Origin of the sequence: Pseudomonas sp. Leaf48 (assembly GCF_001421885.1) — a bacterium.
Taxonomy (GTDB): Bacteria; Pseudomonadota; Gammaproteobacteria; order Pseudomonadales; family Pseudomonadaceae; genus Aquipseudomonas.
On sequence record NZ_LMLH01000012.1, the window covers coordinates 372,831 to 397,060 of the forward strand.

The 24,230-nt window shown below is 59.3% G+C and carries 27 protein-coding genes and 1 pseudogene; 15 read left to right on the top strand and 13 right to left on the bottom strand.

The window, feature by feature from the left end:
- Window positions 1-117: 117 nt before the first annotated feature.
- The 3 genes from alc to puuE all read right to left on the bottom strand — a co-directional run bounded on the left by alc (window position 118) and on the right by puuE (window position 2,641).
- Window positions 118-1,113, bottom strand: coding sequence for an allantoicase (alc, locus tag ASE98_RS11855; RefSeq protein ID WP_060541543.1), 996 nt, complete (start codon window positions 1,111-1,113; stop codon window positions 118-120).
- Between the two features lie 89 nt (window positions 1,114-1,202).
- On the bottom strand, window positions 1,203-1,718 hold the full coding sequence (gene uraD / locus ASE98_RS11860) for a 2-oxo-4-hydroxy-4-carboxy-5-ureidoimidazoline decarboxylase (RefSeq protein WP_060541544.1): 516 nt from the start codon (window positions 1,716-1,718) through the stop codon (window positions 1,203-1,205).
- Window positions 1,715-2,641: an allantoinase PuuE gene (gene puuE, locus ASE98_RS11865; RefSeq protein ID WP_060541545.1), complete on the bottom strand. Its 927-nt coding sequence runs from the start codon at window positions 2,639-2,641 to the stop codon at window positions 1,715-1,717. The genes uraD and puuE overlap by 4 nt, the downstream gene beginning before the upstream one ends.
- Window positions 2,642-3,072: 431 nt before the next feature.
- On the opposite strand from puuE, the gene uraH reads away from it, so the two are divergent.
- Window positions 3,073-3,426 carry a hydroxyisourate hydrolase gene (gene uraH / locus ASE98_RS11870; protein WP_008031462.1) on the top strand — a complete coding sequence of 118 codons (354 nt, stop codon included), beginning with the start codon at window positions 3,073-3,075 and terminating at the stop codon, window positions 3,424-3,426.
- A 229-nt stretch (window positions 3,427-3,655) separates the two neighbouring features.
- On the opposite strand, the gene ASE98_RS11875 is transcribed toward uraH, so the two are convergent.
- From ASE98_RS11875 to ASE98_RS11905, 7 genes are all read right to left on the bottom strand, one after another.
- Window positions 3,656-4,282: a LysE family translocator gene (locus ASE98_RS11875; RefSeq protein WP_060541546.1), complete on the bottom strand. Its 627-nt coding sequence runs from the start codon at window positions 4,280-4,282 to the stop codon at window positions 3,656-3,658.
- A 65-nt stretch (window positions 4,283-4,347) separates the two neighbouring features.
- Window positions 4,348-5,697 carry an NCS2 family permease gene (locus ASE98_RS11880; protein WP_060541547.1) on the bottom strand — a complete coding sequence of 450 codons (1,350 nt, stop codon included), beginning with the start codon at window positions 5,695-5,697 and terminating at the stop codon, window positions 4,348-4,350.
- A gap of 361 nt (window positions 5,698-6,058) precedes the next feature.
- Window positions 6,059-6,430, bottom strand: a complete 372-nt coding sequence (locus ASE98_RS11885) for a glutathione S-transferase N-terminal domain-containing protein (RefSeq protein WP_060541548.1) — start codon at window positions 6,428-6,430, stop codon at window positions 6,059-6,061.
- Window positions 6,431-6,534: 104 nt separating this feature from the next.
- Complete coding sequence (folE, locus tag ASE98_RS11890; RefSeq protein WP_060541549.1) at window positions 6,535-7,080, bottom strand: GTP cyclohydrolase I FolE; 546 nt, start codon at window positions 7,078-7,080, stop codon at window positions 6,535-6,537.
- A 78-nt stretch (window positions 7,081-7,158) separates the two neighbouring features.
- Window positions 7,159-7,716 (bottom strand): Smr/MutS family protein, encoded by a 558-nt coding sequence (locus ASE98_RS11895; protein ID WP_060541550.1) that lies wholly within the window; start codon window positions 7,714-7,716, stop codon window positions 7,159-7,161.
- Window positions 7,717-7,814: 98 nt separating this feature from the next.
- Complete coding sequence (locus tag ASE98_RS11900; RefSeq protein WP_060541551.1) at window positions 7,815-8,135, bottom strand: hypothetical protein; 321 nt, start codon at window positions 8,133-8,135, stop codon at window positions 7,815-7,817.
- Between the two features lie 132 nt (window positions 8,136-8,267).
- A complete protein-coding gene (locus tag ASE98_RS11905) occupies window positions 8,268-8,858 on the bottom strand; it encodes a cysteine hydrolase family protein (protein ID WP_060541552.1) in 591 nt (196 codons plus the stop codon).
- Between the two features lie 239 nt (window positions 8,859-9,097).
- Between ASE98_RS11905 and prmB the strand changes: the two genes are divergently transcribed.
- Entirely contained in the window at window positions 9,098-10,006 is a 909-nt protein-coding gene (prmB, locus tag ASE98_RS11910) for a 50S ribosomal protein L3 N(5)-glutamine methyltransferase (protein ID WP_060541553.1), read from the top strand.
- Between the two features lie 112 nt (window positions 10,007-10,118).
- Here the strand turns inward: prmB and ASE98_RS11915 are convergent, their stop codons facing one another.
- Both ASE98_RS11915 and ASE98_RS11920 read right to left on the bottom strand, forming a co-directional pair.
- Entirely contained in the window at window positions 10,119-10,907 is a 789-nt protein-coding gene (locus tag ASE98_RS11915) for a hypothetical protein (RefSeq protein WP_060541554.1), read from the bottom strand.
- A 98-nt stretch (window positions 10,908-11,005) separates the two neighbouring features.
- Window positions 11,006-12,005, bottom strand: a pseudogene (locus tag ASE98_RS11920) (alpha/beta hydrolase).
- An 83-nt stretch (window positions 12,006-12,088) separates the two neighbouring features.
- Here ASE98_RS11920 and aroC point away from each other — a divergent pair.
- From aroC to mtnC, 5 genes are read left to right on the top strand one after another with little or no spacing between them, the layout of a single operon-like run.
- Window positions 12,089-13,180 carry a chorismate synthase gene (gene aroC, locus ASE98_RS11925; RefSeq protein WP_060541556.1) on the top strand — a complete coding sequence of 364 codons (1,092 nt, stop codon included), beginning with the start codon at window positions 12,089-12,091 and terminating at the stop codon, window positions 13,178-13,180.
- A 28-nt stretch (window positions 13,181-13,208) separates the two neighbouring features.
- The gene (locus ASE98_RS11930; RefSeq protein WP_060541557.1) at window positions 13,209-14,360 is read left to right on the top strand and encodes an MFS transporter; all 1,152 of its coding nucleotides are present in this window, start codon (window positions 13,209-13,211) and stop codon (window positions 14,358-14,360) included.
- Window positions 14,357-14,977 carry a methylthioribulose 1-phosphate dehydratase gene (locus tag ASE98_RS11935; RefSeq protein WP_060541558.1) on the top strand — a complete coding sequence of 207 codons (621 nt, stop codon included), beginning with the start codon at window positions 14,357-14,359 and terminating at the stop codon, window positions 14,975-14,977. Before ASE98_RS11930 ends, ASE98_RS11935 begins: the two co-directional genes overlap by 4 nt.
- A gap of 12 nt (window positions 14,978-14,989) precedes the next feature.
- Window positions 14,990-15,535, top strand: a complete 546-nt coding sequence (locus tag ASE98_RS11940; protein ID WP_060541559.1) for a 1,2-dihydroxy-3-keto-5-methylthiopentene dioxygenase — start codon at window positions 14,990-14,992, stop codon at window positions 15,533-15,535.
- Between the two features lie 4 nt (window positions 15,536-15,539).
- Window positions 15,540-16,223 (top strand): acireductone synthase, encoded by a 684-nt coding sequence (gene mtnC, locus ASE98_RS11945; RefSeq protein WP_060541560.1) that lies wholly within the window; start codon window positions 15,540-15,542, stop codon window positions 16,221-16,223.
- 173 nt (window positions 16,224-16,396) lie between these two features.
- Here mtnC and ASE98_RS11950 read toward each other — a convergent pair whose 3' ends face one another.
- On the bottom strand, window positions 16,397-16,672 hold the full coding sequence (locus ASE98_RS11950) for a DUF3509 domain-containing protein (RefSeq protein WP_060541561.1): 276 nt from the start codon (window positions 16,670-16,672) through the stop codon (window positions 16,397-16,399).
- A 342-nt stretch (window positions 16,673-17,014) separates the two neighbouring features.
- Between ASE98_RS11950 and ASE98_RS11955 the strand changes: the two genes are divergently transcribed.
- The 8 genes from ASE98_RS11955 to ASE98_RS11990 all read left to right on the top strand — a co-directional run bounded on the left by ASE98_RS11955 (window position 17,015) and on the right by ASE98_RS11990 (window position 24,225).
- Complete coding sequence (locus ASE98_RS11955) at window positions 17,015-18,853, top strand: long-chain-acyl-CoA synthetase (RefSeq protein WP_060541562.1); 1,839 nt, start codon at window positions 17,015-17,017, stop codon at window positions 18,851-18,853.
- 96 nt (window positions 18,854-18,949) lie between these two features.
- Window positions 18,950-19,468 carry an ankyrin repeat domain-containing protein gene (locus ASE98_RS11960; protein WP_060541563.1) on the top strand — a complete coding sequence of 173 codons (519 nt, stop codon included), beginning with the start codon at window positions 18,950-18,952 and terminating at the stop codon, window positions 19,466-19,468.
- Between the two features lie 132 nt (window positions 19,469-19,600).
- Window positions 19,601-20,131 carry a hypothetical protein gene (locus ASE98_RS11965; protein ID WP_060541564.1) on the top strand — a complete coding sequence of 177 codons (531 nt, stop codon included), beginning with the start codon at window positions 19,601-19,603 and terminating at the stop codon, window positions 20,129-20,131.
- An 81-nt stretch (window positions 20,132-20,212) separates the two neighbouring features.
- The gene (locus ASE98_RS11970; RefSeq protein WP_060541565.1) at window positions 20,213-20,404 is read left to right on the top strand and encodes a PLDc N-terminal domain-containing protein; all 192 of its coding nucleotides are present in this window, start codon (window positions 20,213-20,215) and stop codon (window positions 20,402-20,404) included.
- Between the two features lie 253 nt (window positions 20,405-20,657).
- The gene (gene speE / locus ASE98_RS11975; protein ID WP_060541566.1) at window positions 20,658-21,533 is read left to right on the top strand and encodes a polyamine aminopropyltransferase; all 876 of its coding nucleotides are present in this window, start codon (window positions 20,658-20,660) and stop codon (window positions 21,531-21,533) included.
- Between the two features lie 208 nt (window positions 21,534-21,741).
- The gene (locus tag ASE98_RS11980; protein WP_060541567.1) at window positions 21,742-21,975 is read left to right on the top strand and encodes a hypothetical protein; all 234 of its coding nucleotides are present in this window, start codon (window positions 21,742-21,744) and stop codon (window positions 21,973-21,975) included.
- 210 nt (window positions 21,976-22,185) lie between these two features.
- Window positions 22,186-22,527, top strand: a complete 342-nt coding sequence (locus tag ASE98_RS11985) for a ribonuclease E inhibitor RraB (protein WP_060541568.1) — start codon at window positions 22,186-22,188, stop codon at window positions 22,525-22,527.
- 288 nt (window positions 22,528-22,815) lie between these two features.
- Window positions 22,816-24,225 carry a circularly permuted type 2 ATP-grasp protein gene (locus ASE98_RS11990; RefSeq protein WP_060541569.1) on the top strand — a complete coding sequence of 470 codons (1,410 nt, stop codon included), beginning with the start codon at window positions 22,816-22,818 and terminating at the stop codon, window positions 24,223-24,225.
- The last annotated feature ends 5 nt before the right edge of the window (window positions 24,226-24,230 follow it).

Consider the following 24,230-nt stretch of genomic DNA (forward strand, 5'->3'; position numbering starts at 1 on the left):
TTCTTCTTTTCGTTGAGTTCTGTGTTGTTGGTTCTGACGCCTTCGCGAGCAAGCCCGCTCCCACATTTGGAATGCATTCCCCTGTGGGAGCGGGCTTGCTCGCGAAGGGCGCGCCGCTTATTTAGCGACCTTGCCCAAGACGCGCAGGCGGCTAACACCACCATCCGGGAACACGTTCAGGCGGATGTGGGTGATCGGGCCCAGTGCCTTGATCTGCTCGGCGAAGGTGTGTTCGGCGTGCATTTCCAGTTTCTGGCTTGGCAGCAGTTCGCGCCAGAACAGCGACTGGGTTTCGATCTGGCTGTCGGTACCGCCCTTCACGAACGCGCCCTGGATCGAGCAGCTGTCCGGGTAGTTACCCTTGAAGTGCAGGGTGTCGACCACGACTTTCTCGACTTCGCCAGCATGACCCAGCGCGACGATTACCCAGTCATTGCCCGGGGTACGACGACGTGCGGTTTCCCAACCGTCGCCCATGTTGATACCACGGCCCGGGTTGAGGATGTTGCTCATGCGGCCGAAGTGTTCATCGGAGCAGGCGAGGGCGCGGCCACCGTTGAGGGCTGCGGCCAGGTCGACTTGCTCGTTGTCGCCCACAGCGGACCAGTCGCGGTGTGGCACGCCGTACACGCGCAGGCGGGCTACACCACCATCCGGGTAGATGTTGAAGCGCAGGTGGCTGAACGCCTGGTCGTTGTTGATTTCGTGATAGTGGTGGCTGTTGCCCTGCAACTCGACGGCAGACAGCACTTCAGTCCACTGGGTATTGTCGTCGGGTTCGCCCGACGCCAGGAAGCAGGCTTCCAGGGACGCCGATGGCGGGAAGTTACCGGTGAAGAATGAAGTGTCGATGTCCACGCCCTTGATCGAACCAGGCACGCCCAGGCGGATTACCGCGCTGTCGTAGCCTTCGAAGCGCTTGCGGCGCGACTCCCAGCCGTCCATCCACTTGCCGTTGTCATCGAACACGCCCTCCTTCCACACGGCCGGGGTCGGTTGGAACAGACGGTTGGCGTCTGCGAACCAGTCATCGGTGACCGAGATGATTTTGGTGCCCAGGCGGGCGTCGGCCAGGTTGACGAACTTCTCGAAAGGTACGGCGTAAGCTTTCATTCTTCTTGTCTGCCTTTAATAAGTTGGCTTGGGATGCTTGCAGGGCCCTGGTCGATTTCGACGTTCATGAATTCGCAGGGCCAGGCTCGCTATAGGGTCAGTAAACGGAACAGGGCGATCTTGTTGATCTCCGCCAGCGCGCATTTGAACTCGGTGTCGACCGGGTTGTGGATGCGCGTTTCGAACGCCGCGAGGATCTGATGCCGGTTGCTGCCTTTTACCGCCATGATGAAGGGAAACTTGAACTTGGCCTTGTAGGCGTCGTTCAGCTCGGTGAAGCGCTGGAACTCTTCGGCCGTGCATTGGTGAATACCGGCGCCAGCCTGTTCATTGGTGCTGGCTTCGGTCAACTCGCCCTGGACGGCAGCTTTGCCGGCCAGGTCCGGGTGAGCGTTGATCAGGGCCAGCTGGCTTTCGTGATCAGCGCTCAACAGGATGTCGCTCATGCGCTGGTGCAGGGTTTCGATCTGGTCGATCGAAGCATCCTGGCCCAGGTCGAAAGCCTTTTCGGCCACCCATGGCGAATGTTCGTAGATGTCGGCGAAGGCTGCGACGAAGGCGTCGCGGCTCAGGGTCGAGGGTTTCAGGCTTTGAAAGGTGCTCATTTGGCGGCCCCTTGGCACGGGTGGGTTTGTTGCCAGTGGCGTGCGATGTCGACGCGACGGCTGAACCACACCTGTTCATGACTTTTAGCGTATTCGATAAAGCGCTTGAGCGAAGCCAGTCGCGCCGGACGGCCGATCAATCGGCAGTGCAGGCCGATCGACAGCATCTTCGGTGCTTCGGCGCCCTCGGCGTAGAGCACATCGAACGCATCCTTGAGGTATTCGAAGAAATCGTCGCCCTTGTTGAAGCCCTGGACCTGGGTGAAGCGCATGTCGTTGGTGTCCAGGGTGTACGGGATCACCAGGTGCGGCTTGCCGGTCGGGTTGTTCGGTTCCCAGTAGGGCAGGTCGTCGTCATAGGTGTCGCTGTCGTAGAGGAAGCCACCTTCCTCCATCACCAGGCGTCGGGTATTGGGGCCAGTGCGGCCGGTGTACCAGCCCAACGGGCGCTCGCCGGTGATTTCGGTGAGGATGCGGATCGCTTCGAGCATGTGCTCGCGCTCTTCGGCTTCGTCCATGTACTGGTAGTCGATCCAGCGGTAGCCGTGGCTGCAGATCTCGTGGCCGGCATCGACCATGGCGCGGATCACATCCGGGTGGCGCTGGGCGGCCATGGCCACGGCGAAGACGGTCAGTGGAATGTCGAATTCCTTGAACAGTTTCAGAATCCGCCAGACGCCGGTGCGGCTGCCATACTCGTAGAGCGATTCCATGCTCATGTTACGTGCGCCTTGCAGCGGCTGGGCGGAAACCATTTCCGAGAGGAAGGCCTCGGACTCTTTGTCGCCGTGCAGGATATTGCGCTCGCCACCTTCTTCGTAATTGAGCACGAAGGACAGTGCGATGCGGGCATTGCCAGGCCAGTGTGGGTGCGGAGGGTTACTGCCGTAACCGACCAGGTCGCGTGGGTAGTCAGCGCTCACTGCAGTCTTCCTTCTTGTTCGTGTTGACAGGTTGTGTGGCGCGCCTGAAGTAATTGAAAGGCTGGCGTCACAGCGATGGAGTGATTGTATACAACTTTATATTCACTTTGTAAGCCTGAATTTTCGCATTTTTAACCAGCTGTCATCTTTTGCTGTTATGCGCATAGGTCTGCAATAAATCTGCCTGAACGGTCAGCGACTGAATAAGAGGTGTAACAGCGGTCAGATTTGGCTTCAGATGGGTGATAAATGGACCGATGGCCGGAGAGGTGGGAAAAATGTCGTTTTTATTGTGTACAATTTTTATGGAAAATGTCTTAATCAGTCGCTCGCCGCAGCTTTTCGTGCTCCGAATCGGTGCGGTCTCCTTTTCAACTGACTTCGGGAGGCGCGAGGTCTGACTGCTCCATGCAGGCAGGCGCGCAGAATCAATGGGACGTTTGACTACACACGTTTTGGACGCAGCACACGGTTGCCCGGGCAGCTCGATCAAGGTCGAGTTGTACCGCGTTGAAGGCTCGCAGCTGGAATTGGTCGCCAGCGCGATCACCAACAGCGATGGTCGGGTCGATGCGCCGTTGCTGCAAGGTGATGACTACCGTACCGGGGTCTATCAGGTTCAGTTTCACGCTGGCGATTATTACCGCGCCCGGGGCGTTCAACTGCCGGAACCGGCATTTCTGGATGTGGTGGTGCTGCGCTTTGGCATATCCGCCGAGCAGGATCACTACCACGTGCCATTGCTGATTTCGCCTTACAGCTATTCCACCTATCGCGGCAGCTGATCCCCCAAGCAGCTGCCTCAGCCTGGAAGCGACTGCGCATATAGCTTCTTTGGTCTTTCGCCCGCTCACACTGCGGGCTTTTTTTCGTCTGGAGAAAACTGGTGTTTGTGAAGCCGTCTTCGCGAGCAAGCCCGCTCCCACACTGGATCACCCTCGAACGCAAATACCATGTTCGCTGACAATCAACTGTGGGAGCGGGCTTGCTCGCGAAGCGCTTAGCTTCAGGCTTTTAGCGGCTAAGTAGAGACGCCGCCCCCGCGCCACCGAACAATCCGGCACTGATCCGGTTGAACCAGCTCTGTCCCTTGCCGCTGCGCAGATATCGCGCCGCACCATTGGCGCCGAGGCCGTAGGCCAGCTTGCACAGCAGGTCGAGCACGGTCCAGGTCACAATCATCACCAGCAACTGCGGCAGGAACGGCTGCTCGGCACTCAGGAACTGCGGCAGGAAAGCGGCGAAGAACAGAATGTCTTTGGGATTGCTCGCGCCCAGCATGAACGCGCGCCCGAACAGCGCACGAAAGCGTGGCACCGGCGCAGCCTGTGGTACTTGCGCGCCATGGGCGGGCAGGCGTGACTGCTGCCAGCTTTGCCACGCGAGATAGAACAGGTACAGCGCGCCGAGGATTTTCAAGGCACTGAACAGCTGCTCCGAGGCCAGCAACAACGCACCCAGGCCCAGTGCCGAAGCGCTGAGCAGGCAGATCGAGGCCGACACTCCGCCCAGAAAGGCCGGGTAGGAACGGCGCAGGCCGTAATTCAGGCTGTTGCTGATCATCAGCAAAGACAGGGGGCCCGGGATCAATATCACTATCAGCGCAGCGCCGCTGAACAGCAGCCAGGTTTCCAGACTCATCACTTTCCTCCATTTGCACAAAAGCCTCACCCGACGGGGTGAGGCTGTTTTCAAGCCTTGATGGCTTACAAGAAGATGAACTTGGCGATGAAGATCGCGCAGAGCACCCACAGACTGACGGAAATTTCCTTGTATTTGCCAGTGCCGGCCTTCAACGCCACGTAGGTGATGAAGCCCAGTGCGATGCCGTCGGCGACCGAAAAGGTCAGCGGCATCATGATCGCTGTGACGATTGCCGGAATGCTGTCGGTCGCTTCATCCCATTCGATGTGGGCCATGCCGCCCATCATCAGCATCGCCACGTAGATCAGCGCGCCAGCGGTTGCATAGGCCGGAATCATTCCTGCCAGTGGAGCAAAAAACATGGCTGCGATAAACAGCACGCCAACAGTGACGGCGGTAAGACCGGTGCGACCACCCGCAGCAACACCAGCAGCACTTTCCACATAGCTGGTGACCGGCGGAACACCGACCACGGCGCCGAATACGCTGGATGCACTGTCGGCTTTCATGGCACGCGAAAGGTTTTCGATGCGGCCGTCAGCGCCTACCAGATTGGCACGCTGGGCAACGCCCATCAAGGTGCCGGCGGTGTCGAACATGTGTACAAAGAGAAATGCCAGGACCACGCTGATCATGCTGACATTGAACACGCCGGCGACATTCATGGCCATCCAGGTCGGAGCCAGGCTCGGCGGTGCCGACATGATGCCCTCATAGTGCACCAGGCCCAGGCCCCAGCCGGCGAGAGTCACGGTGATAATGCTGATCAGGATTGCGCCGAACACCCGGTGATAACTGAGGATGGCGATCATCAGGAAGCACACGGCAGCCAGCAGCGGGCCGGGTTCGCGCAGGGAACCGAGCTTGATCAGGGTCGCCGGGCTATCGACGACGATGCCTGCGGTTTTCAGGCCGATCAGCCCGAGAAACAGGCCAACGCCGGCGCCCATGGCGTAACGCAGGCTGACCGGAATGCTGTTGAGCAGCCATTCACGAATCCGCGAGAACGTCAGGATCATGAACAGCACACCGGAAACGAACACCGCACCCAGAGCGGTTTCCCAGTTGTAGCCCATGGTGCCTACCACGGTGTAAGTGAAGAACGCATTGAGCCCCATGCCTGGAGCCAGGCCGACTGGCCAGTTCGCATACAGGCCCATCAACAGGCAACCCAGCGCGGCGGCGATGCAGGTGGCGACGAAGGCCGCACCGTGATCGATGCCGGCGTCGGCCATGATGTTGGGGTTGACGAAAATGATGTAGGCCATGGTGATGAAGGTTGTCAGACCGGCAATCAGCTCAGTCTTCACCGTGGTGCCATGCAAAGTGAGTTTGAACAGGCGTTCCAGCAAGCCATTGCGCAATGGCGGCGAGAGTTCCAGCGTCGATGCATCGGATTTGCGGCTTTCCACAGCGAGTACTCCTCAAGAGTTTTATTGTTATTTCCAGGACCGGACCCATGAGGGTGGCAGCGGCCCATTGAGGCACTTGCGAATTTGTTGACCGGTTGGTCAGGAACTCGCACGAAGTGGATTATGCTTTTGTATACAAAGAAAGCAAATAATGTTTTCTATTCTGCTTACGAAAAGTTTGGAAATAGGGATATATGGGACAAAAAAACCGGCGCGAAGGCCGGTTTTTTTTGTCTGAAGTTTGCGGTGCCTGCACCGGCCTCATCGCGGGCAAGCCCGCTCCCACAGGTTTTGCGAACGCCGCACATCACTGTGGGAGCGGGCTTGCCCGCGAAGAGGCCATCAGCTACACCGAAAAATCTCAGGCTGCCGCGAACCGCTTATCCAGATAATCAATGATCACCTTGGACTCATACATCCAGGTCGTCTGGCCATTTTCTTCGATACGCAGGCACGGCACTTTGATTTTGCCGCCTTGTTCCAGCAGGGTCTGGCGATCCTGTTCGTTGTTTTTCGCGTCACGCAGTGCCACCGGCACATTCAGGCGGCGCAGGGTGCGGCGGGTCTTCACGCAGAACGGGCAGGCGTGGAATTGATACAGGGTCAGATCCTTGGCGGCGGATTCGACCTGGGCCTGGGCAGCCGCAGGGCGCTGCTTCTTGCCTGGACGGGTCAGGAAGTCGATAAAGATGATCAGTTGGCCAAGGCCGACTCGAAGCGCTTTTACGAACACGTTGAAAGCCTCACGGTGCAGATTGAGAAGGGCGCGCAGCTTACCTGATTTTTCGCGGGCGAAAAAAAACCGGCGATGAATGCCGGTTTTCTTCGTGACGCGAATTACTTGATCAGGCTGAGGAATTCGCTGCGGGTCGCGGCGTTCTCACGGAACTCACCGAGCATCACCGAGGTGATCATCGACGAATTCTGCTTCTCCACACCGCGCATCATCATGCACATGTGCTTGGCCTCGATCACCACGGCAACACCCAGGGCACCGGTCACCTGCTGGACTGCTTCGGCGATCTGGCGGCTGAGGTTTTCCTGGATCTGCAGGCGGCGGGCGTACATGTCGACGATGCGCGCAACCTTGGACAGGCCCAGCACCTTGCCGCTTGGAATGTACGCGACGTGGGCCTTGCCGATGAACGGCAGCAGGTGGTGTTCGCACAGCGAGTACAACTCGATGTCCTTGACCAGCACCATTTCGCTGTTGTCGGAGCTGAACAAGGCACCGTTGGTGACTTCTTCCAATGTCTGTTCATAGCCGCGGCAGAGGTACTGCATGGCTTTGGCTGCACGCTTTGGCGTGTCGAGCAGGCCCTCGCGGGAGACGTCCTCGCCCAGTTGGCCGAGAATCGCGGTGTAATTCTGTTCCAGGGACATGAAACTACCTGTGGGATTTTTTCGCAAAGGGCAAGGGTACGGTGGTGGACACGGCGCTGCAAGCGCGGCGCATCAGCTTTACTCGTCGCGTCCTTCCATCATGGTGCGTTTGAGCATCACATAAACCGCTCCGGCGCCGCCATGTCTGGCCTGGCACGAAGTGAAGCCAAGTACCTGCGGATGCTGGCGCAACCAGGTATTGACGTGGCTCTTGATCATCGGCCGTTTACCGTCCAGGCGCACCGCCTTGCCGTGGGTGACGCGCACGCAACGGATTTCGAATTTGGTTGCTTCAGCCAGGAACGCCCAGAGGGTTTCCCGGGCCTTCTCCACCGTCATACCGTGCAGGTCGAGGCTGCCTTCGAACGGAATCTGACCGATCTTGAGCTTGCGCATCTGGCTTTCCTGAACGCCATCGCGTGCCCACATCAATTCGTCTTCGGGGCCGACGTCGATGACGAACTGATCGGACAAGCCGTCAACGGTGGTGGCATCTGTGCGCACAGTGGCGGCCTGGCGCAGCTTGGCGATCTGCGCGCGGTCAGCCTTGGGTTTGCCGGTTTCGGCGCGATCGTGCTTGATGGGCTTGACGCCCTGGATCGCGCTTTTGAATAAGGAAAAATCGTCGTCTTGCATGTCAGCCTCCGCGAAGGGCGGCCAGTTTACCCAAGTCGAGACAATTGGGGCGCAACAAACTGCGTGGCGTTTGCACGCCATTGGTTGTGTCGTTTGCTTCAGTCGTGTTTTTTCATCAGGTGCGGAGACATGGCCAGTGCCCGCGACTGGCGCGAGCGGCGGCGGCAGCGGCGCCACAGCCATACGCCGATGTACAGCACGAACAGGCCCAGCGCCAGAATGACCCCAGCGCCTGCGCGGCTGGTATTCAGTTCACCTAGCGCCGGGACGTGACCGAACAGGCTGGCGGCGCCGGCCATGGCGAGCAGCACACCACAGGTCGCCAGCAGCGCCGCGAATGCCGCGCCGATTCGAAAACGCCAGTTGCTTTGGCCTTTGGGCCGCAAGCGGCGAGCGTCAAAACCATCGGATAACTTCATTCCGACCTTCCTCAATGGGTATCGGCCCTTCGACCGGAAGTTGACCGGGATGTTCCTGAGGCTAAGACAATTACAGCAAACGAGAGGCTTTAGCGGATGAGCGGCGATATTGGCCGCTCATCAAGATGCAAATCAGACCAATTCACCGGTCGTGGCGAGGGTGGCGAAGTTGTCTGCCATGATCGCCATTTCGGTCTGGTGAACGTGTTCGGCACTCAGGACGCCGCCCTTGTAAGGCAGATCGCGCGTGGCGCAGGCGTCCTCCACCAGGGTGCAACGGAAGCCCAGGTTCTTGGCCGCGCGTACTGTGGTGCTGACGCTGGAGTGGCTCATGAAGCCGCAGACGATCAAGTCCAGTGCGCCCAGGTCCTCCAGGAGTTTTGCCAGTTCGGTGCCGTGGAATGCGCTGGGCAGCAATTTGCCGATGACGGTTTCGTCACCCTGCGGCTCCACACCCGCAATGAACTCACCGCCTACGCCCTGTGGGTTGAACATCCCGCCCAGCGTGCCAAGGTGGCGGATGTGCACGATCGGCCGGCCGGCGGCGCGGGCAGCAGCGAGTAACTGTTTGATGTTCGCGACGGCAGCGTCCATGCCGGTCAGGGCCAGTGGCCCGCTGAGGTATTCCTTCTGGGCATCGATGATGACCAGCGTCGCTTGGCTCAGGTTGGCTGCTGCATAACCGCGGCCGCTGAGTTGAAACATCGTTTTTGGAACGGACATTCTGGGGCTCCTTGGAGTGGGGCTTTTGAGGCATTGTCCTCTGGCTGAACGATTCTGTGAATCGCTACGAACGTAGATGATGCGGTTTCTGCCAGGTAGCCTTGTCAATTGTTACGCATTGTTCAATAGCCGGCAGAATAATCGGATAGTTCCTACATTCATCCCAAAGCTTTTCCTGCGTCGTCGTGACGGCGTTTGACTGGTAGAATTGCCAGTCGATTTTTCTGGAGCTTGCCGTTGTGATCACTTCCCGCCTTCGTACCCTGCGCGACCATATCCGTTGGGCCGTCAGCCGCTTTCATGGGGAGGATCTGTTTTTTGGCCATGGCACCGACAATGCCTGGGACGAAGCCCGTCAACTGGTGTTGGGTGCGTTGCACTTGCCGTGGGAAATCGCCGACAGTTATCTCGACTGTACCCTTGAAGAAGATGAACTGGTACACCTGCAGCTTCTTCTCAAGCGCCGCATCGAAGAGCGGGTACCTACAGCTTACCTGCTGGGCGAAGCCTGGTTCTGTGGCATGTCGTTCATTGTCGACGAGCGTGTGCTGATCCCGCGATCGCCGATTGGCGAACTGATCGAAAAACGTTTCGAACCCTGGCTGGGTGCCGAGCCGGCGCGGATTCTCGACCTTTGCACCGGCTCCGGTTGCATCGGCATCGCCTGCGCCTACGAGTTCCAGAACGCAGAGGTGGTATTGGCGGACCTGTCTTTCGAAGCGCTGGAGGTCGCCAACCAGAACATCGAGCGTCATGGCGTCGATGAACGGGTGTATACGGTACAAGGCGATGGTTTCGATGGCTTGCCCGGCCAGCGTTTCGATCTGATCGTGTCGAACCCGCCTTATGTCGATGCGGAAGATTTCGCCGACATGCCGGACGAATACCAGCACGAACCGGAGCTGGGCCTGGCCTGCGGTGATGACGGCTTGAACCTGGTGCGGCGCATGCTCGCCGAAGCTGCCGATCACCTGACCGAGAAGGGCTTGCTGATCGTTGAAGTGGGCAATAGCCAGGTTCATGTCGAGGCGTTGTACCCGCAAGTCGACTTCGCCTGGCTGGACTTCGAGCGAGGCGGGCATGGGGTGTTCATGCTGACCGCCGAGCAGTGTCGAAATCATCAGGCGCTGTTCGCTTCGCGCGTCTGACCCCTGTAGGAGCGAGCCTGCTCGCGATGGACGCAAGACCACCGCGTTTATCCAGATAACACGCGTAATCGTTAACGTCCATCGCGAGCAGGCTCGCTCCTACAAAAGATCATCAGTGCGTGGCAATCCAGATCAGCAAGCCCGCCTGAAACACCGCAAACGCCACCAGGCAAGTGATGGTAAAGCGCAGCCCGGCGTCTTCACGCTTGTACTTGCTGACTTTCTCTTCGTGTTTCTTGAGTTTGACTTCCTGCTCGGCCAGATTCTGCTCGGCCTGCTGGAGCATCTGCGCCGCTTCGAGAATTTCCACGACCTGCAGTTTCTCCGTGTTCCAGTCACCTGTCAGGTCACCGACCTGCACGGCTTTGACGCTGCCCTTCAAATGCTGGGCATCGGCGTAGGCCACTTCGAAACCATGGGCTTGCAAAAAGTGATCGCGGCGCAAGCGCGTGTCTTCGTTCAGTGCGTCCTTGTTGTTCAGGTCGGCACCGTCGAAGGTATAGCCGGGCCAGCGCTTCTTCGCCCAGTTGATGCCCTGGGCGGTCAGAAAACGTCCGATACCCCGGTTCAGTGGCTCGACCTGCAGCCCGCTGTCAGGACCGAAATGCACGGTTTTTTCGCTGTGATCGACCCACACATCGAGATGATTCTGTTCCTTGCGCACGCGCTGGCCGGGCAGCGTGATGTTCATGCGCATCAGGCTGTGCTGCTTGTCATTGCGTTCGGCATAGCCAAATTCGACAAAACGCAAGGGGCGTCCACCGGTGTTGCGGTCGGTCTGCAACGGTGCCAGGCGGAGCATCTTGTGGTGCTCGACGTGGACGTCCGCCCAGGGCAGCTCGACCGCTGTCGGTGCGTCTTGTACAGCGCTGGTGTCGGGTGAAGTCTGGGTATCGGTCATAACGGCGAGATCCTGTCCAAGCTCTGCTTGTCGCCAGCCAGTGCGCTGGCGACAAAGGCTTATCGGCCGTTTTTTTCAGTACTGGAGGGTTGCCGGGCTTAACTGGTGCGAAGTCCGTCAATAAACCCGATGATTCGCGCGCCCAGTTCCGCTGCGAGGGGCAATTGTGGATCTTTATAAGAGGCCAACTGGCGCTTTACGTCATTGGGCACAATTCGCAATACATGGTTCATGCCTTCGATCAGCGCCAGTTCGGCGTCCGGTTTCGCGGCCTTGAGCAGGCGGGCGTCATTGACCCCGACTTGAATGTCATTGCTGCCCTGAATGATCAGGGCGGGCATTTTCAGGTTGGCGAACGCAGCGGCCGGATCCTGACGAAACAGTGAAATCAGGTACGGCTGTACGCTCGGGCGGAAAATCACCTGCAATTGCGGCGGCACGTTGTCGTCGGTTTTGCCGGCCTTGAGGCTGTCGAGCAATTCGTTGCTGCGCAGCATCAGCGGCGGTGGCAGGCGATTGCTCAGTTGCTGGCGCAATACCTCAGCGACCGGCCGGGCACTGCCAGACATGGAAATCACTGCACCAGCATCGATATCGGGTGCCGCGAGACTGGCGATCAAGGCGCCCTCGCTGTGGCCGAGCACAATCAGTTTGTCGAATCGCGGATCAGCCTTGAGCTTGTGGCCCCATGCCTGGGCGTCGGCCACATAGGCTTCCACGCTCAGGTTGCGTTCGTCCGGCGTCGCTGCCAGGCTCGCCGCGACGCCGCGTTTGTCATAGCGCACGCTGGCGATGTTGTGTTTGGCCAGCACCCAGGCCAGGCGCTTGAGGCTGTCGTTGCGCCCGCCGTCGGGGTTGTTGCCGTCGCGATCGGTCGGGCCGGAGCCGGAAATGATCAGGACAACGGGCACAGGCTGGTCGGATTTGGGCAGCAGCAACGAGCCGAAAAGCTCGCCGGTGCCGGTGTTGAGGGTGATCGGTCGCTGCAGGACAGTTGCCTGGGCGAAGCCGCTGATAAGGGTAAGGCTCAAGGCTAAAACTCGCAGCATCATCAGGCCATCATTCACAAAGATGCCCGTTGGACTCACGGGCACCCATAAGGTTCGAGGATGAACTACTTGGGTAGCCTGCGTATACTGGCGCGCATTACGTATTCAGGTTCATTTCACGGAGCGTCCTGCATGTCCGGCAATACCTACGGCAAGCTATTCACTGTCACCACCGCTGGCGAAAGCCATGGTCCGGCGTTGGTCGCCATTGTCGATGGCTGCCCGCCGGGGCTGGAGATATCCCTGGAGGATCTGCAGCGCGACCTCGACCGGCGCAAGCCCGGCACCAGCCGCCACACCACCCAGCGCCAGGAAGCCGACGAAGTTGAAATCCTTTCCGGCGTGTTCGAAGGTCGCACCACCGGCTGCGCCATCGGCCTGTTGATCCGCAATACCGACCAGAAGTCCAAGGACTATTCGGCGATCAAGGATCTGTTCCGTCCGGCCCATGCCGACTACACCTATCACCATAAATACGGCGAGCGCGATTATCGCGGCGGTGGCCGCAGCTCGGCCCGTGAAACCGCCATGCGTGTGGCTGCTGGCGCAATTGCGAAGAAGTATCTGGCCAGCCAGGGCATTGTCATCCGTGGCTACATGAGCCAGCTCGGCCCGATTGAAATCCCGTTCAAGACCTGGGATTCGGTCGAAGAGAACGCCTTCTTCAGCCCCGATCCGGACAAGGTGCCAGAGCTGGAAGCCTATATGGACCAGCTGCGCCGTGACCAGGATTCGGTCGGTGCGAAGATCACTGTGGTCGCCGAAGGCGTGATGCCTGGCCTTGGCGAGCCGATTTTCGATCGTCTGGATGCCGAGCTGGCCCATGCCCTGATGAGCATCAACGCAGTCAAGGGTGTGGAAATCGGCGCCGGTTTCGCCAGCGTCGCCCAGCGCGGCACCGAGCATCGCGATGAAATGACGCCCGAAGGTTTCCTCAGCAACAACGCCGGCGGCATCCTCGGTGGCATTTCTTCCGGTCAGCCGATCATGGCGCATCTGGCGTTGAAACCAACGTCGAGCATCACCACACCGGGCCGTTCCATCGACATTCACGGCAACCCGGTGGAAGTGATCACCAAGGGCCGTCACGACCCATGCGTCGGCATCCGCGCCACGCCGATCGCCGAAGCGATGATGGCGATTGTGCTGATGGACCACCTGCTGCGCCACCGCGGGCAGAACGCCGATGTGCGCGTGAGCACGCCGGTGCTGGGTCAGCTTTAATGGCTGACCTCTCAGCTGCTGCAGCCTGATGGCTGCGGCGGCGCTGCCGTACTGGCGGCTCTCCAGTTTCTATTTGTTCTATTTCGCCTTGCTCGGTTCTACGGCGCCGTTTCTGGCGTTGTATTTCGATCACCTGGGATTTTCCGCCGCGCGCATCGGCGAGTTGGTGGCGATCCCGATGCTGATGCGCTGCGTGGCGCCGAACATCTGGGGCTGGCTGGGCGACTACACCGGTCGGCGGTTGGCCATCGTGCGCTTTGGCGCAGTGTGCACCTTGCTGACCTTCTCGCTGATTTTCGTCAGCAAGAGCTATGCCTGGCTGGCGATGGTCATGGCTTTGCATGCGTTCTTCTGGCACGCCGTGTTGCCGCAATTCGAAGTCATCACCCTGGCACATCTGCAAGGCCAGACCTCGCGCTACAGCCAGATTCGCCTGTGGGGTTCGATCGGCTTCATCATCACCGTGGTTGCCCTGGGCCGCCTGTTCGAATGGCTGAGCCTGGACATTTACCCGGCGGCGCTGGTGTTGATCATGGCCGGCATTGTGCTGAGCAGCCTGTGGGTGCCGAACGCCCAGCCCGCACCGGGCAACCGGGTGGCCGGCGAAGGATTTCTCAAGCAGCTGCGCAACCCCGGCGTGCTGGCGTTCTACGGCTGCGTGGCATTGATGCAGATGAGTCACGGGCCGTATTACACGTTTTTGACCTTGCACCTCGAGCGCCTGGGTTACAGCAGGGGCGTGATCGGCATGCTCTGGGCGGTCGGCGTGGTCGCCGAAGTCCTGATGTTCCTGGCCATGAGCCGGATCTTCGCGCGCTTCTCGCTGCGCCGGGTGCTGATGGCCAGCTTTGTGCTGGCGGCGGTACGTTGGCTATTGCTGGGTTCGCTCGCAGAATTTCTTTGGGTGCTGTTGTGTGCCCAGATCCTGCACGCGGCGACATTTGGCAGCTTTCACGCCGCTGCCATTGCCTTCGTGCAACGTAGCTTCGGTGCGCGCCAGCAAGGCCAGGGTCAGGCGTTGTATGCCGCCTTGGCCGGCACAGGCGGTGCGTTGGGCGCGTTATATTCCGGCTACAGCTGGAACGCCCTCGGGGCCGCATTGACCTTTAGTATTGCCAGTCTCGCAGCTGTCGCGGCTGCCGTTATCATTGCCACATGTATGCAAGAGGACAGGCCATGAGCCTTACCCGTGAACACCTCGCCCAGGAAATCATCGACGCCGGGCGTTTTCTGTATGGTCGCGGCTGGTCGCCGGCCACCAGTAGCAACTATTCCACCCGTTTGTCGCCGACCGAAGCCTTGCTGACCGTGTCCGGCAAGCACAAGGGCCAGCTCGGCAAGGACGATGTGCTGGCCACCGACCTTTCGGGCAACAGCCTGGAGCCGGGCAAAAAACCGTCCGCCGAAACCCTGTTGCACACCCAGTTGTACAGCTGGCGCCCGGAGATCGGCGCAGTGCTGCACACCCACTCGGTCAACGCCACGGTGCTGTCGCGCCTGACGCCGCAAGATTTCATCGAGTTCGAAGACTACGAGTTGCAAAAAGCGTTTAGCGGCGTGTCGACCCACGAATCGACGGTGCGGGTACCGATTTTTGACAACGATCAGGACATTGCGCGCCTCGCCGCCAAGGTGCAGCCTTGGCTTGAAGCCCATCCCGATTGCGTCGGCTATCTGATCCGCGGCCACGGCCTGTACACCTGGGGCGCGCGCATGAGTGATGCGCTGCGGCAGATCGAGGCCTTTGAATTTTTGTTCGAGTGCGAGCTGAAAACCCGCTCGCTCTCAAACCGTTAAGGAGTTGCCCTGATGAGCAGCCTGTCCGTTTATCACGTTTCGAGCCCTGAAATACCCAACAAGGTGCTGACCCATTACGAAGACATCGCCTCGACCCTGGCCGAGCAGGGCGTGCGCTTCGACCGCTGGCAAGCGGCGACGAAACTTCAGCCGGGGGCCACTCAGGAAGAAGTGATCGCAGCTTATCAAGAGCAGATCGACAAGCTGATGACCGAGCGCGGCTACATCACGGTCGATGTGATCAGCCTTAACAGCGATCACCCGCAAAAAGCCGAATTGCGCGCGAAGTTCCTTGAAGAGCACCGCCACGGTGAAGATGAAGTCCGGTTTTTCGTCGCCGGCCGTGGCTTGTTCACCCTGCACATCGAAGATTACGTTTACGCGGTTCTCTGCGAGAAGAATGATCTGATCTCGGTCCCGGCCGGGACCAAACACTGGTTCGACATGGGCGAGCACCCGCATTTCATCGCGATCCGGCTGTTCAACAACCCGGACGGCTGGGTCGCCAACTTCACCGGCGAAGACATCGCCGGGCGTTTCCCGCGTCTTGAGGACTGAACCGATGCCGATCAAAGCGATTCTCACCGACATTGAGGGCACCACCAGCGCGGTGAGTTTTGTCTTCGACGTGTTGTTCCCCTATGCCGCCAGCCACCTGCCGGATTTCATCCGCCAGAACGCCGAGCGTGCGGACGTGGCCGAGCAATTGGCGGCCGTGCGCCGCGATAGCAATGAACCGGACGCCGACGTCGAGCGGGTGATCGCGATCCTGCTGGGCTGGATTGCCCAAGACCGTAAGGCCACGCCACTCAAGGCGTTGCAAGGTATGGTCTGGGAGCAGGGTTATCAGGCCGGGCAGTTGAAAGGGCATGTGTACCCGGATGCAGTGGATGCGCTCAAGCGCTGGCACCAGGACGGCTATCAACTGTTCGTGTATTCCTCGGGCTCGATCCAGGCCCAGCGCCTGATTTTCGGTTGCTCGGAGGCGGGCGATCTGACGCCGCTGTTCAGCGGTTATTTCGACACCACTTCCGGGCCCAAGCGCGAGGCACAGTCCTACGCCAACATTATCCAGGCGATCAAGGTCGAAGCGGGGCAGATTCTGTTCCTGTCGGATATCGTCGAGGAGCTGGATGCGGCGCGTTTGGCAGGCATGGCCACCTGCGGCCTGGCCCGCGAGGGCGGTGAGCTGGCGGGGCATGTAACCGTGGACAGCTTTGCCCGGATCGATCCTGCGGCGATCTAATCCCCCCCGTAGGAGCGAACCTTTGTGGCGAGGGGGCTTGCCCCCGTTGGGTCGCGAAGCGGCCCCAGAAAATGGGACTGCTGCGCAGTCCAACGGGGGCAAGCCCCCTCGCCACAAAGGCCCCCTCGCCACAAAGGTTCGCTCCCACAGAGGGCATGCGACAGATTCCGGGTTTACAGCGAGTGATAAGTCGGCAGGGCAAACCGTTGCTGGCTTTGCAGCATGGAGATTTGCGGCAACTCGCTGGCCTGTTCGGCAAGGTCGCGGCGAATTGCGCTGATAACCCACGTCAGTTGGTCACCATTGTGCAATTGCTGGTAGGAAATCGAGCGTTTGAAGGTCCTGCCTTCGGCACTGAGCGTCAGCAGAATCCCGCCGTCAGGTCGAGCCTGGGTGGTGACTTTGAAGTTGGAGAACAAGGACGAAAATTTTTCTTGAATCAGGCTCATGTCTATCAGCTCCGTGAGTACTTGAATGGCAAGCATGCACAGAGGGTTGCAGTGATTGTGCCAGTATCGACTCCTATAAAAATGCTAATAAAATCAGATACTTACAAATAGATACGTTTTTTGATTTCGTGCAATCTGCATGAATGGCCATCGTGCATCCTGCATTTTGCGGGGTCGTTCGGCGTTTTGATGGAACCTTTCGCCAGGCAGGGTTTACCAATCGACAGGTAGCTGCTGCGGATACAAAACATTTCAAAAACCGCGTGTACAGCTCAAGAACCGTTGACGTATTTTCGAGGCAAGTCATCGCCGCCCGACAATAAGAAGACCAACGGGAGCAACATGAGTCGCACGTCGCACGACACCATCACCTGGGGCATGATGCTGCGCAAGCTGCCAGCCATCGCCAAAGCCATTCCCCGAGTGGTGAGGGGCATGAAGGTCGCCAACGTCAAGGATCCCGCCCAACCCTGTGGGTTGGGCTGGAGTTTCGAGCAGGCCGTTTTGCGTAACCCCGAGGGGCCGGCGCTGTTGCAGGACGATGTGATACTCAGCTATGGCGAGGTCAATCAATGGGCCAATCGCATCGCCCATCACTTGATCAGCCAAGGCATCGCCAAGGGCGACGTGGTGGCGGTATTCATCGAAAACCGCCCGGAGCTGTTGGTGACTATCCTGGCTGTGGCCAAGGTCGGCGCGATCAGTGCGTTGCTCAATACCTCGCAAACCCGTGACACCCTGGTACACAGCCTCAACCTGGTGGCGCCGGTGGCGATCGTCGTCGGAGAGGAGTTGGCCCCGGCGTTTCTCGCGGTGCGCGAGCGCGTATCGATCGAGTCGTCGCGCACCTGGTTTGTCGCCGATCAGGACACCTCCCGCCAGCCAGGCATTGCTCCGGACGGCTTCGTCAATCTGATGTCCGCCAGCATTGACCAATCCAGCGACAATCCGCTCAGCAGCCAGCAGATCTTCTTCGACGACCCCTGCTTCTATATCTACACCTCCGGTACCACCGGATTGCCCAAGGCCGGCGTGTTCAAGCACGGCCGCTGGATGCGCAGCTCGGCAAGCTTTGGCATGATCGCCCTGGATATGCGCGCCGACGATGTCGTCTATTGCCCCTTGCCGCTGTATCACGCCACCGGCCTGTGCGTCTGCTGGGGGGCGGCCGTCAGCGGTGCGGCCGGGTTCGCCATCCGTCGCAAGTTCAGCGCCAGCCGGTTCTGGGGCGACGTGCGCAAATATCGGGCAACTACCATCGGTTACGTTGGCGAGTTATGTCGTTATTTGGTGGATCAACCGCCCAGCGCCGAAGACAGCCGTCATGGTGTGAAGAAAATGGTCGGCAACGGTCTGCGTCCCGGCGCCTGGAACGAGTTCAAGACCCGTTTTGCGGTGAACCATATCTGCGAGTTGTACGCCGCCAGTGACGGCAACATCGGTTTTACCAACATTCTGAATTTCGACAACACCATCGGCTTTTCCCTGATGTCATGGGAACTGGTCGCGTATGACCATGACAGTGGTGAGCCGCTTCGCGACGCCAAGGGTTTGCTGCGCAAGGTTGCCAAGGGCGAGCAAGGCTTGTTGCTGGCGAAAATCTACGAAAAGGCCCCCCTGGACGGTTACACCGACCCTGAGAAAACCGCCAGGGTCGTGCTTCACGATGTGTTCGAAAAGGGCGACCGCTATTTCAATACCGGCGACCTGCTACGCAACATCGGCTTCGGTCATGCGCAATTCGTCGATCGCCTGGGTGACACTTATCGCTGGAAGGGGGAGAACGTTTCGACCACGGAGGTTGAGAACATCCTCTTGCAGCACCCGCATATTTGCGAGGCCGTGGCCTATGGCGTGGAAATTCGCAACACCAATGGCCGCGCCGGGATGGCCGCCATCACGCCCGCCGAGTCCCTGGCGACCCTGGATTTCAGCGAGCTGCTGGCCTTCGCCCGGCAACAGATGCCGGCCTATGCCGTGCCGTTGTTCCTGCGGGTGAAAGTGAAGATGGACACCACCGGGACCTTCAAGTACCAGAAAACCCGGCTCAAGGACGAGGCGTTCGATCCGGACAGGACCGGCGATGACCCGATCTACGCCTGGTTGCCGGGCACTCATACTTACGTTCAGGTGACCGGGCAGTTGCTGGCGGACATTCACAGCGGCAAATACCGATATTGAACATGGCTATGACCGCCCATGAGAAAAAACAAGTGACAGTGCCCGGGCCACTCGGGAAACTGTCGGCTTTGCGAATGACAGAACGTGGAGTGTCCAATGTCAGATAAAAGCCGCCAGATGACCCCCGAGGAAGCTGCCGAATTTGCCGAACAGGTATTCAACAAGGCGCGCGAGGGCGATGCGGCCATGATGGCAGCGCTGCTGACCAAGGGGCTGCCGCCGAACCTGCGCAACCACAAGGGCGACACTTTGCTGATGCTGGCCGCGTATCACGGTCATGTGGAAACGGTGAAAGTCCTGCTCGAGCACAAGGCCGACCCGGAAATCCGTAACGACAATGGCCAGAGCCCGATCGCCGGCGCCGCTTTCAAGGGCGACCTGGCAGTGATCAAGGCCTTGGTCGAAGGTGGGGCGCAGGTAGAAGGTTCGTCTTTCGACGGCCGCACGGCGCTGATGATGGCGGCGATGTTCAACCGCGTCGAAGTGGTCGACTACCTGATCAGCAAAGGTGCCGATGCCCAGGCCAAGGATGCCAATGGCATTACCGCCCTGGATGCGGCCAGGACCATGGGCGCTGTCGATACCGTGGCGCAGCTTGAGAAGTTGGCTGGCTGAAGCAGAGTCCTGTCGGGAGAGGGTGTGCCTGTGGTGAGGGGGCTTGCCACAGGTCATGCCAGCCTCAGCACACAGCCCACGAATGCGCTATCCTTCGCGCCCTCAAAATGACCTCTCCACAGGATTCGCCCCATGAAAGCCGCACTCGTCGAACTCATCAGCAAAATCAGCTCCGGGTGCATGGGCGATGACGAAATTCTCAAGGTCGCCGACGAAGCCGCCCAGGCGTACGCCGACGCCGACGCATTTCTGGCCGCCAACCCGGACATCAACTACGACGACAGCTTCCCGATCCCGCTGGGTGAATGGGTCGTGGTCGGCAGCCTGCCGGAGACCGTGCTGTTTCAGGCCGATACCTACACGGACCTGTTCGCACAGATCGTTGCCTCGTTCGGCCCGGGCGTCGATTTCAATCTCAAGCCCAAGCAACTGGCCAAGACTGAAGCCCTGACTGCTCTCAATCGCATTCAGGTGCAGATGAGCAGCCTGAACAAGGAAAACGGCGGTTACACGCTGATGAACTTCAGTCATCTGCTCGATGACGAGTTGCAGGTGGTGCTGGTCTTCGGCAACGACGTGCCACGGGTGCTGGAACTCTGTGCCCAGGTCGGTATCGCGGCAGCACCCTCCCTGGAAGCCCTGAAAGTGGCGATCCACGTCTGAAAGCAAAATGCTGGCAATAAAACGGAACCCTGGCGATGACCGTCTATCCTAAGAGGGATTTCCACTCTTAGGGGCGACACCATGGGTTCCACGTTCAACAGTCTGGTTGCATTGATCATTTTCGTCCTGGATATCTGGGCGATCATCAACGTGTTCAAAAGTAGTGCCGGGACCGGGGCCAAAGTCCTCTGGGTACTGTTGATCGCGCTGCTGCCGGTGCTGGGGCTGATCATCTGGGCCATTGCCGGGCCGCGCGGGAATGTGCGGGTCTAGACAAGCGACACTGAACCTGTGGGAGCGTGGCAAGCCCGCGATGGGATCACAGGTGTACCTGACAGACCATGGCGCCTGTATCGCGGGCAAGCCACGCTCCTACAGGGGATTGTGGCAAGCCGGACAACTGAGGTTCGACCTGTCATGTCCGGCGACGTAGAATGCGCGCCTTTCCCGGCCAATCGATCCGATCGACTGGCCATCATGGGCGGGTAACCGTCCGTTGCCTCCCGCATTCATCGGAGCACTTCCCATGAGCAACATCCCTGCCAGCGACTACCTGGAAACCCTCTACGAAGGCTACGGCCAGCGTTTTCGCATGGAAAAACTGCTGCACGAAGTGCGCACCGAACACCAGCACCTGGTGATTTTCGAAAACCCGCGCATGGGCCGGGTGATGGCGCTGGACGGCGTTATCCAGACCACCGAGGCCGATGAGTTCATCTACCACGAGATGCTGACCCACGTTCCAATCCTCGCCCATGGCGCAGCCAGGCGCGTGCTGATCATCGGTGGCGGTGACGGCGGCATGTTGCGTGAAGTGGCCAAGCACGGCGGCGTCGAGCACATCACCATGGTCGAGATCGACGGCACCGTGGTCGATATGTGCAAGGAGTTCTTGCCGAACCACTCCAATGGCGCGTTCGATGATCCACGCCTGAACCTGGTGATCGACGACGGCATGCGCTTCGTCGCCACCACCACTGAAAAATTCGACGTAATCATTTCCGACTCCACCGACCCGATCGGCCCGGGCGAAGTACTGTTCTCGGAAAACTTTTACCAGGCCTGCCATCGCTGCCTGAACGAAGGCGGCATCCTGGTGACCCAGAACGGCACGCCGTTCATGCAGATCGAGGAAGTAAAAACCACCGCCGGTCGCCTGCACAGCCTGTTCCCGGACTGGCACTTCTACCAGGCTGCCGTGCCGACCTACATTGGCGGCTCGATGACCTTTGCCTGGGGTGCGACCGATACCGCTTATCGCAAGCTGTCCCGTGAAACCCTGCAGCAGCGCTTCATCGGCAGCGGTATCGTCACCCGCTACTACAATCCGGAGATCCACATCGGCGCCTTCGCCTTGCCGCAATACGTATTGCAGGCCGTGAACAAGCCAAGTAACGACTGAAGTCATGCGTGACCCTTGTGGGAGCGGGCTTGCTCGCGAAGGCGGTGTGTCAGTCGATAGATAGGTCGATTGACACACCGCCTTCGCGAGCAAGCCCGCTCCCACATTGATTTTATCCTCAGTTCAATTGATCCAGCGGAACGTTTAGCCACCTATCAAGGTCGAGATTCATGTAAGCCCACCCATGGGTTTTATCTAGGAGGCTGCGATGCAAAAGTGGAAAATCACTTTCGTGGATGATCACGGTGAAACTGTCGACGAAGTCTTTGAGTGCGACGAGTGCCCGGATAATGAGCTCGCTGCCAAACTCATCAAGGCCCGGCTCCTTCCTGTTGCCGCCGAACTGGATCTGAACGATCTGGAAGGGCGAACCGCTGACGCCAGCGTCAAAAGTCTCAAGTCCCAGAACAGCATTCAAATCCTCGGAATCACTCCCGTCTGATTCAACTCTTGCGACATTCACGCCCAGACCTTGGCAGACGCTCTAACTTGAGGCTACTCTGCAAGCGAGATCAGCGAATGAATCGCTAAGGTCTGGTCTTGTAGCTCCATGCTTGTTTCCCGCCGGCACATCGGTTGCCGTCGCTCGCACCGTTCGGTTGCGGGCGCAGGGAGTACGGAAAGTCTATCCATCATTTGAGGAGGACGTTTCATGAGCACAGCCTATCAAGAAGACATCAGCAGCAGCGTGCTGCGCCGCATGAAAGAAGGCGGTTTTGACTTTTCCCGGTTCCATCCCATCGAGTTCTACGCCATTTTCCCGGACGAGGAGCGGGCACGCAGGGCGGCAGGGCATTACCGTGGTGAATCGCTGAATGCACAGATCAGTGTGCGTGATGACGGCGCCTGGGCGCTGGAGTTGAGCAAAGTCATGTATGCCACCTACGACGACATCGGCGATTTCGAGCAGGGGTTCGAAGCTGTGGTCGAGCCACTGGGCGGCATCATCGAAGGCTGGGGAGTGAAACAGGAGGTACGAGGGCGACTCGCATAAGCTTATGAACAGTAGCAGGCATCAGTAACGGCTGACCTTTTGGGTTGGCCGTTTTCGTTTATGAGCAAAAGATCGCAGCCTTGGGCAGGGCGATCAACTCTGACTATGCTGGAAACAGGCGACTACAGTGCCTTGCATTGGAGCGCAGCCAATGGGGTTGGGGCGTTTGCCGCACAGCAATGGTGCGGTGCTTTCGCGTTGATTATCCAACCGATTGAAATCAAAGCGATTCTGCCGATGGCACGGGCCTTGCGAAGGTCTGGATGTCCGGGTGACAAGGAGTACGGCATGAACCGCACTTATTTTGATGAAATGTACGATGCCGGCGGCCAGGTCCGCCCGCACTATCGGGAGTTTGCCCGTTGGCTTGCCGAGACGCCTGACGAGCTACTGGCCCAACGGCGACGCGAGGCCGATCTGCTGTTTCATCGCGCCGGGATAACCTTCACGCTCTACGGGGATGAGCAGGGCACAGAGCGCCTCATACCCTTCGATACCATCCCCCGCAGCATCCCTGCCAGCGAATGGCGTATCGTCGAGCGCGGCTGCATCCAGCGGGTCAAGGCGCTGAACATGTTCCTCGCCGACCTCTACCACGAGCAGCGCATCATCAAGGCCGGCATCATTCCGGCCGAGCAGGTGCTGGCCAACGAGCAATACCAGTTGGCAATGCAAGGCCTGGATCTGCACCGCGATATCTATTCGCACATCTCCGGCGTCGATCTGGTGCGCGATGGCGACGGCACGTATTACGTGCTCGAAGACAATCTGCGTACACCGAGTGGCGTCAGCTACATGCTCGAAGACCGCAAGATGATGATGCGCCTGTTCCCCGAGTTGTTCGCCGCGCAACGCATCGCGCCCATCGACCACTATCCGAACCTGTTGCTCGACACCCTGAAAAGTTCCAGCCCGATCGACAACCCGAGCGTGGTGGTGCTGACTCCCGGGCGCTTTAACAGTGCGTTCTTCGAGCATGCGTTCCTGGCCCGGGAAATGGGCGTGGAGCTGGTGGAGGGCGCGGATCTGTTCGTGCGTGACGACAAAGTGTTCATGCGCACCACCGACGGGCCGAAAGCCGTCGACGTGATTTACCGCCGCCTCGACGATGCGTTCCTTGATCCGCTGGCGTTCAATCCGGACTCGATGCTCGGTGTGCCGGGGCTGCTGTCGTCTTACCGATCCGGCAATGTCGTATTGGCGAATGCCATCGGCACCGGTGTGGCGGACGACAAGTCGGTGTATCCGTTCGTTACCGACATGATCCGTTTTTACCTGGATGAAGAACCGATCCTGAAGAACGTGCCGACCTGGCAGTGTCGCAATCCTTCTGAACTGTCCCATGTGCTGGCCAATCTGCCGGAACTGGTGGTCAAGGAAACCCAGGGCTCCGGTGGTTACGGAATGCTGGTGGGGCCGGCGGCGACGGCGGCGGAAATCGAAGCCTTCCGCGCGCGCATCATCGCCAAGCCCCATGCCTATATCGCGCAACCGACGCTGTCGCTGTCGACCTGTCCGACCTTTGTCGAAAGCGGCATTGCGCCGCGCCACATCGACCTGCGTCCGTTCGTTTTGTCCGGCCGCGAAACCCGGGTCGTACCCGGCGGCCTGACCCGTGTCGCCCTGCGCGAAGGTTCCCTGGTGGTGAACTCCTCCCAGGGTGGCGGAACCAAGGACACCTGGGTGGTCGAGGATTGAAGGAA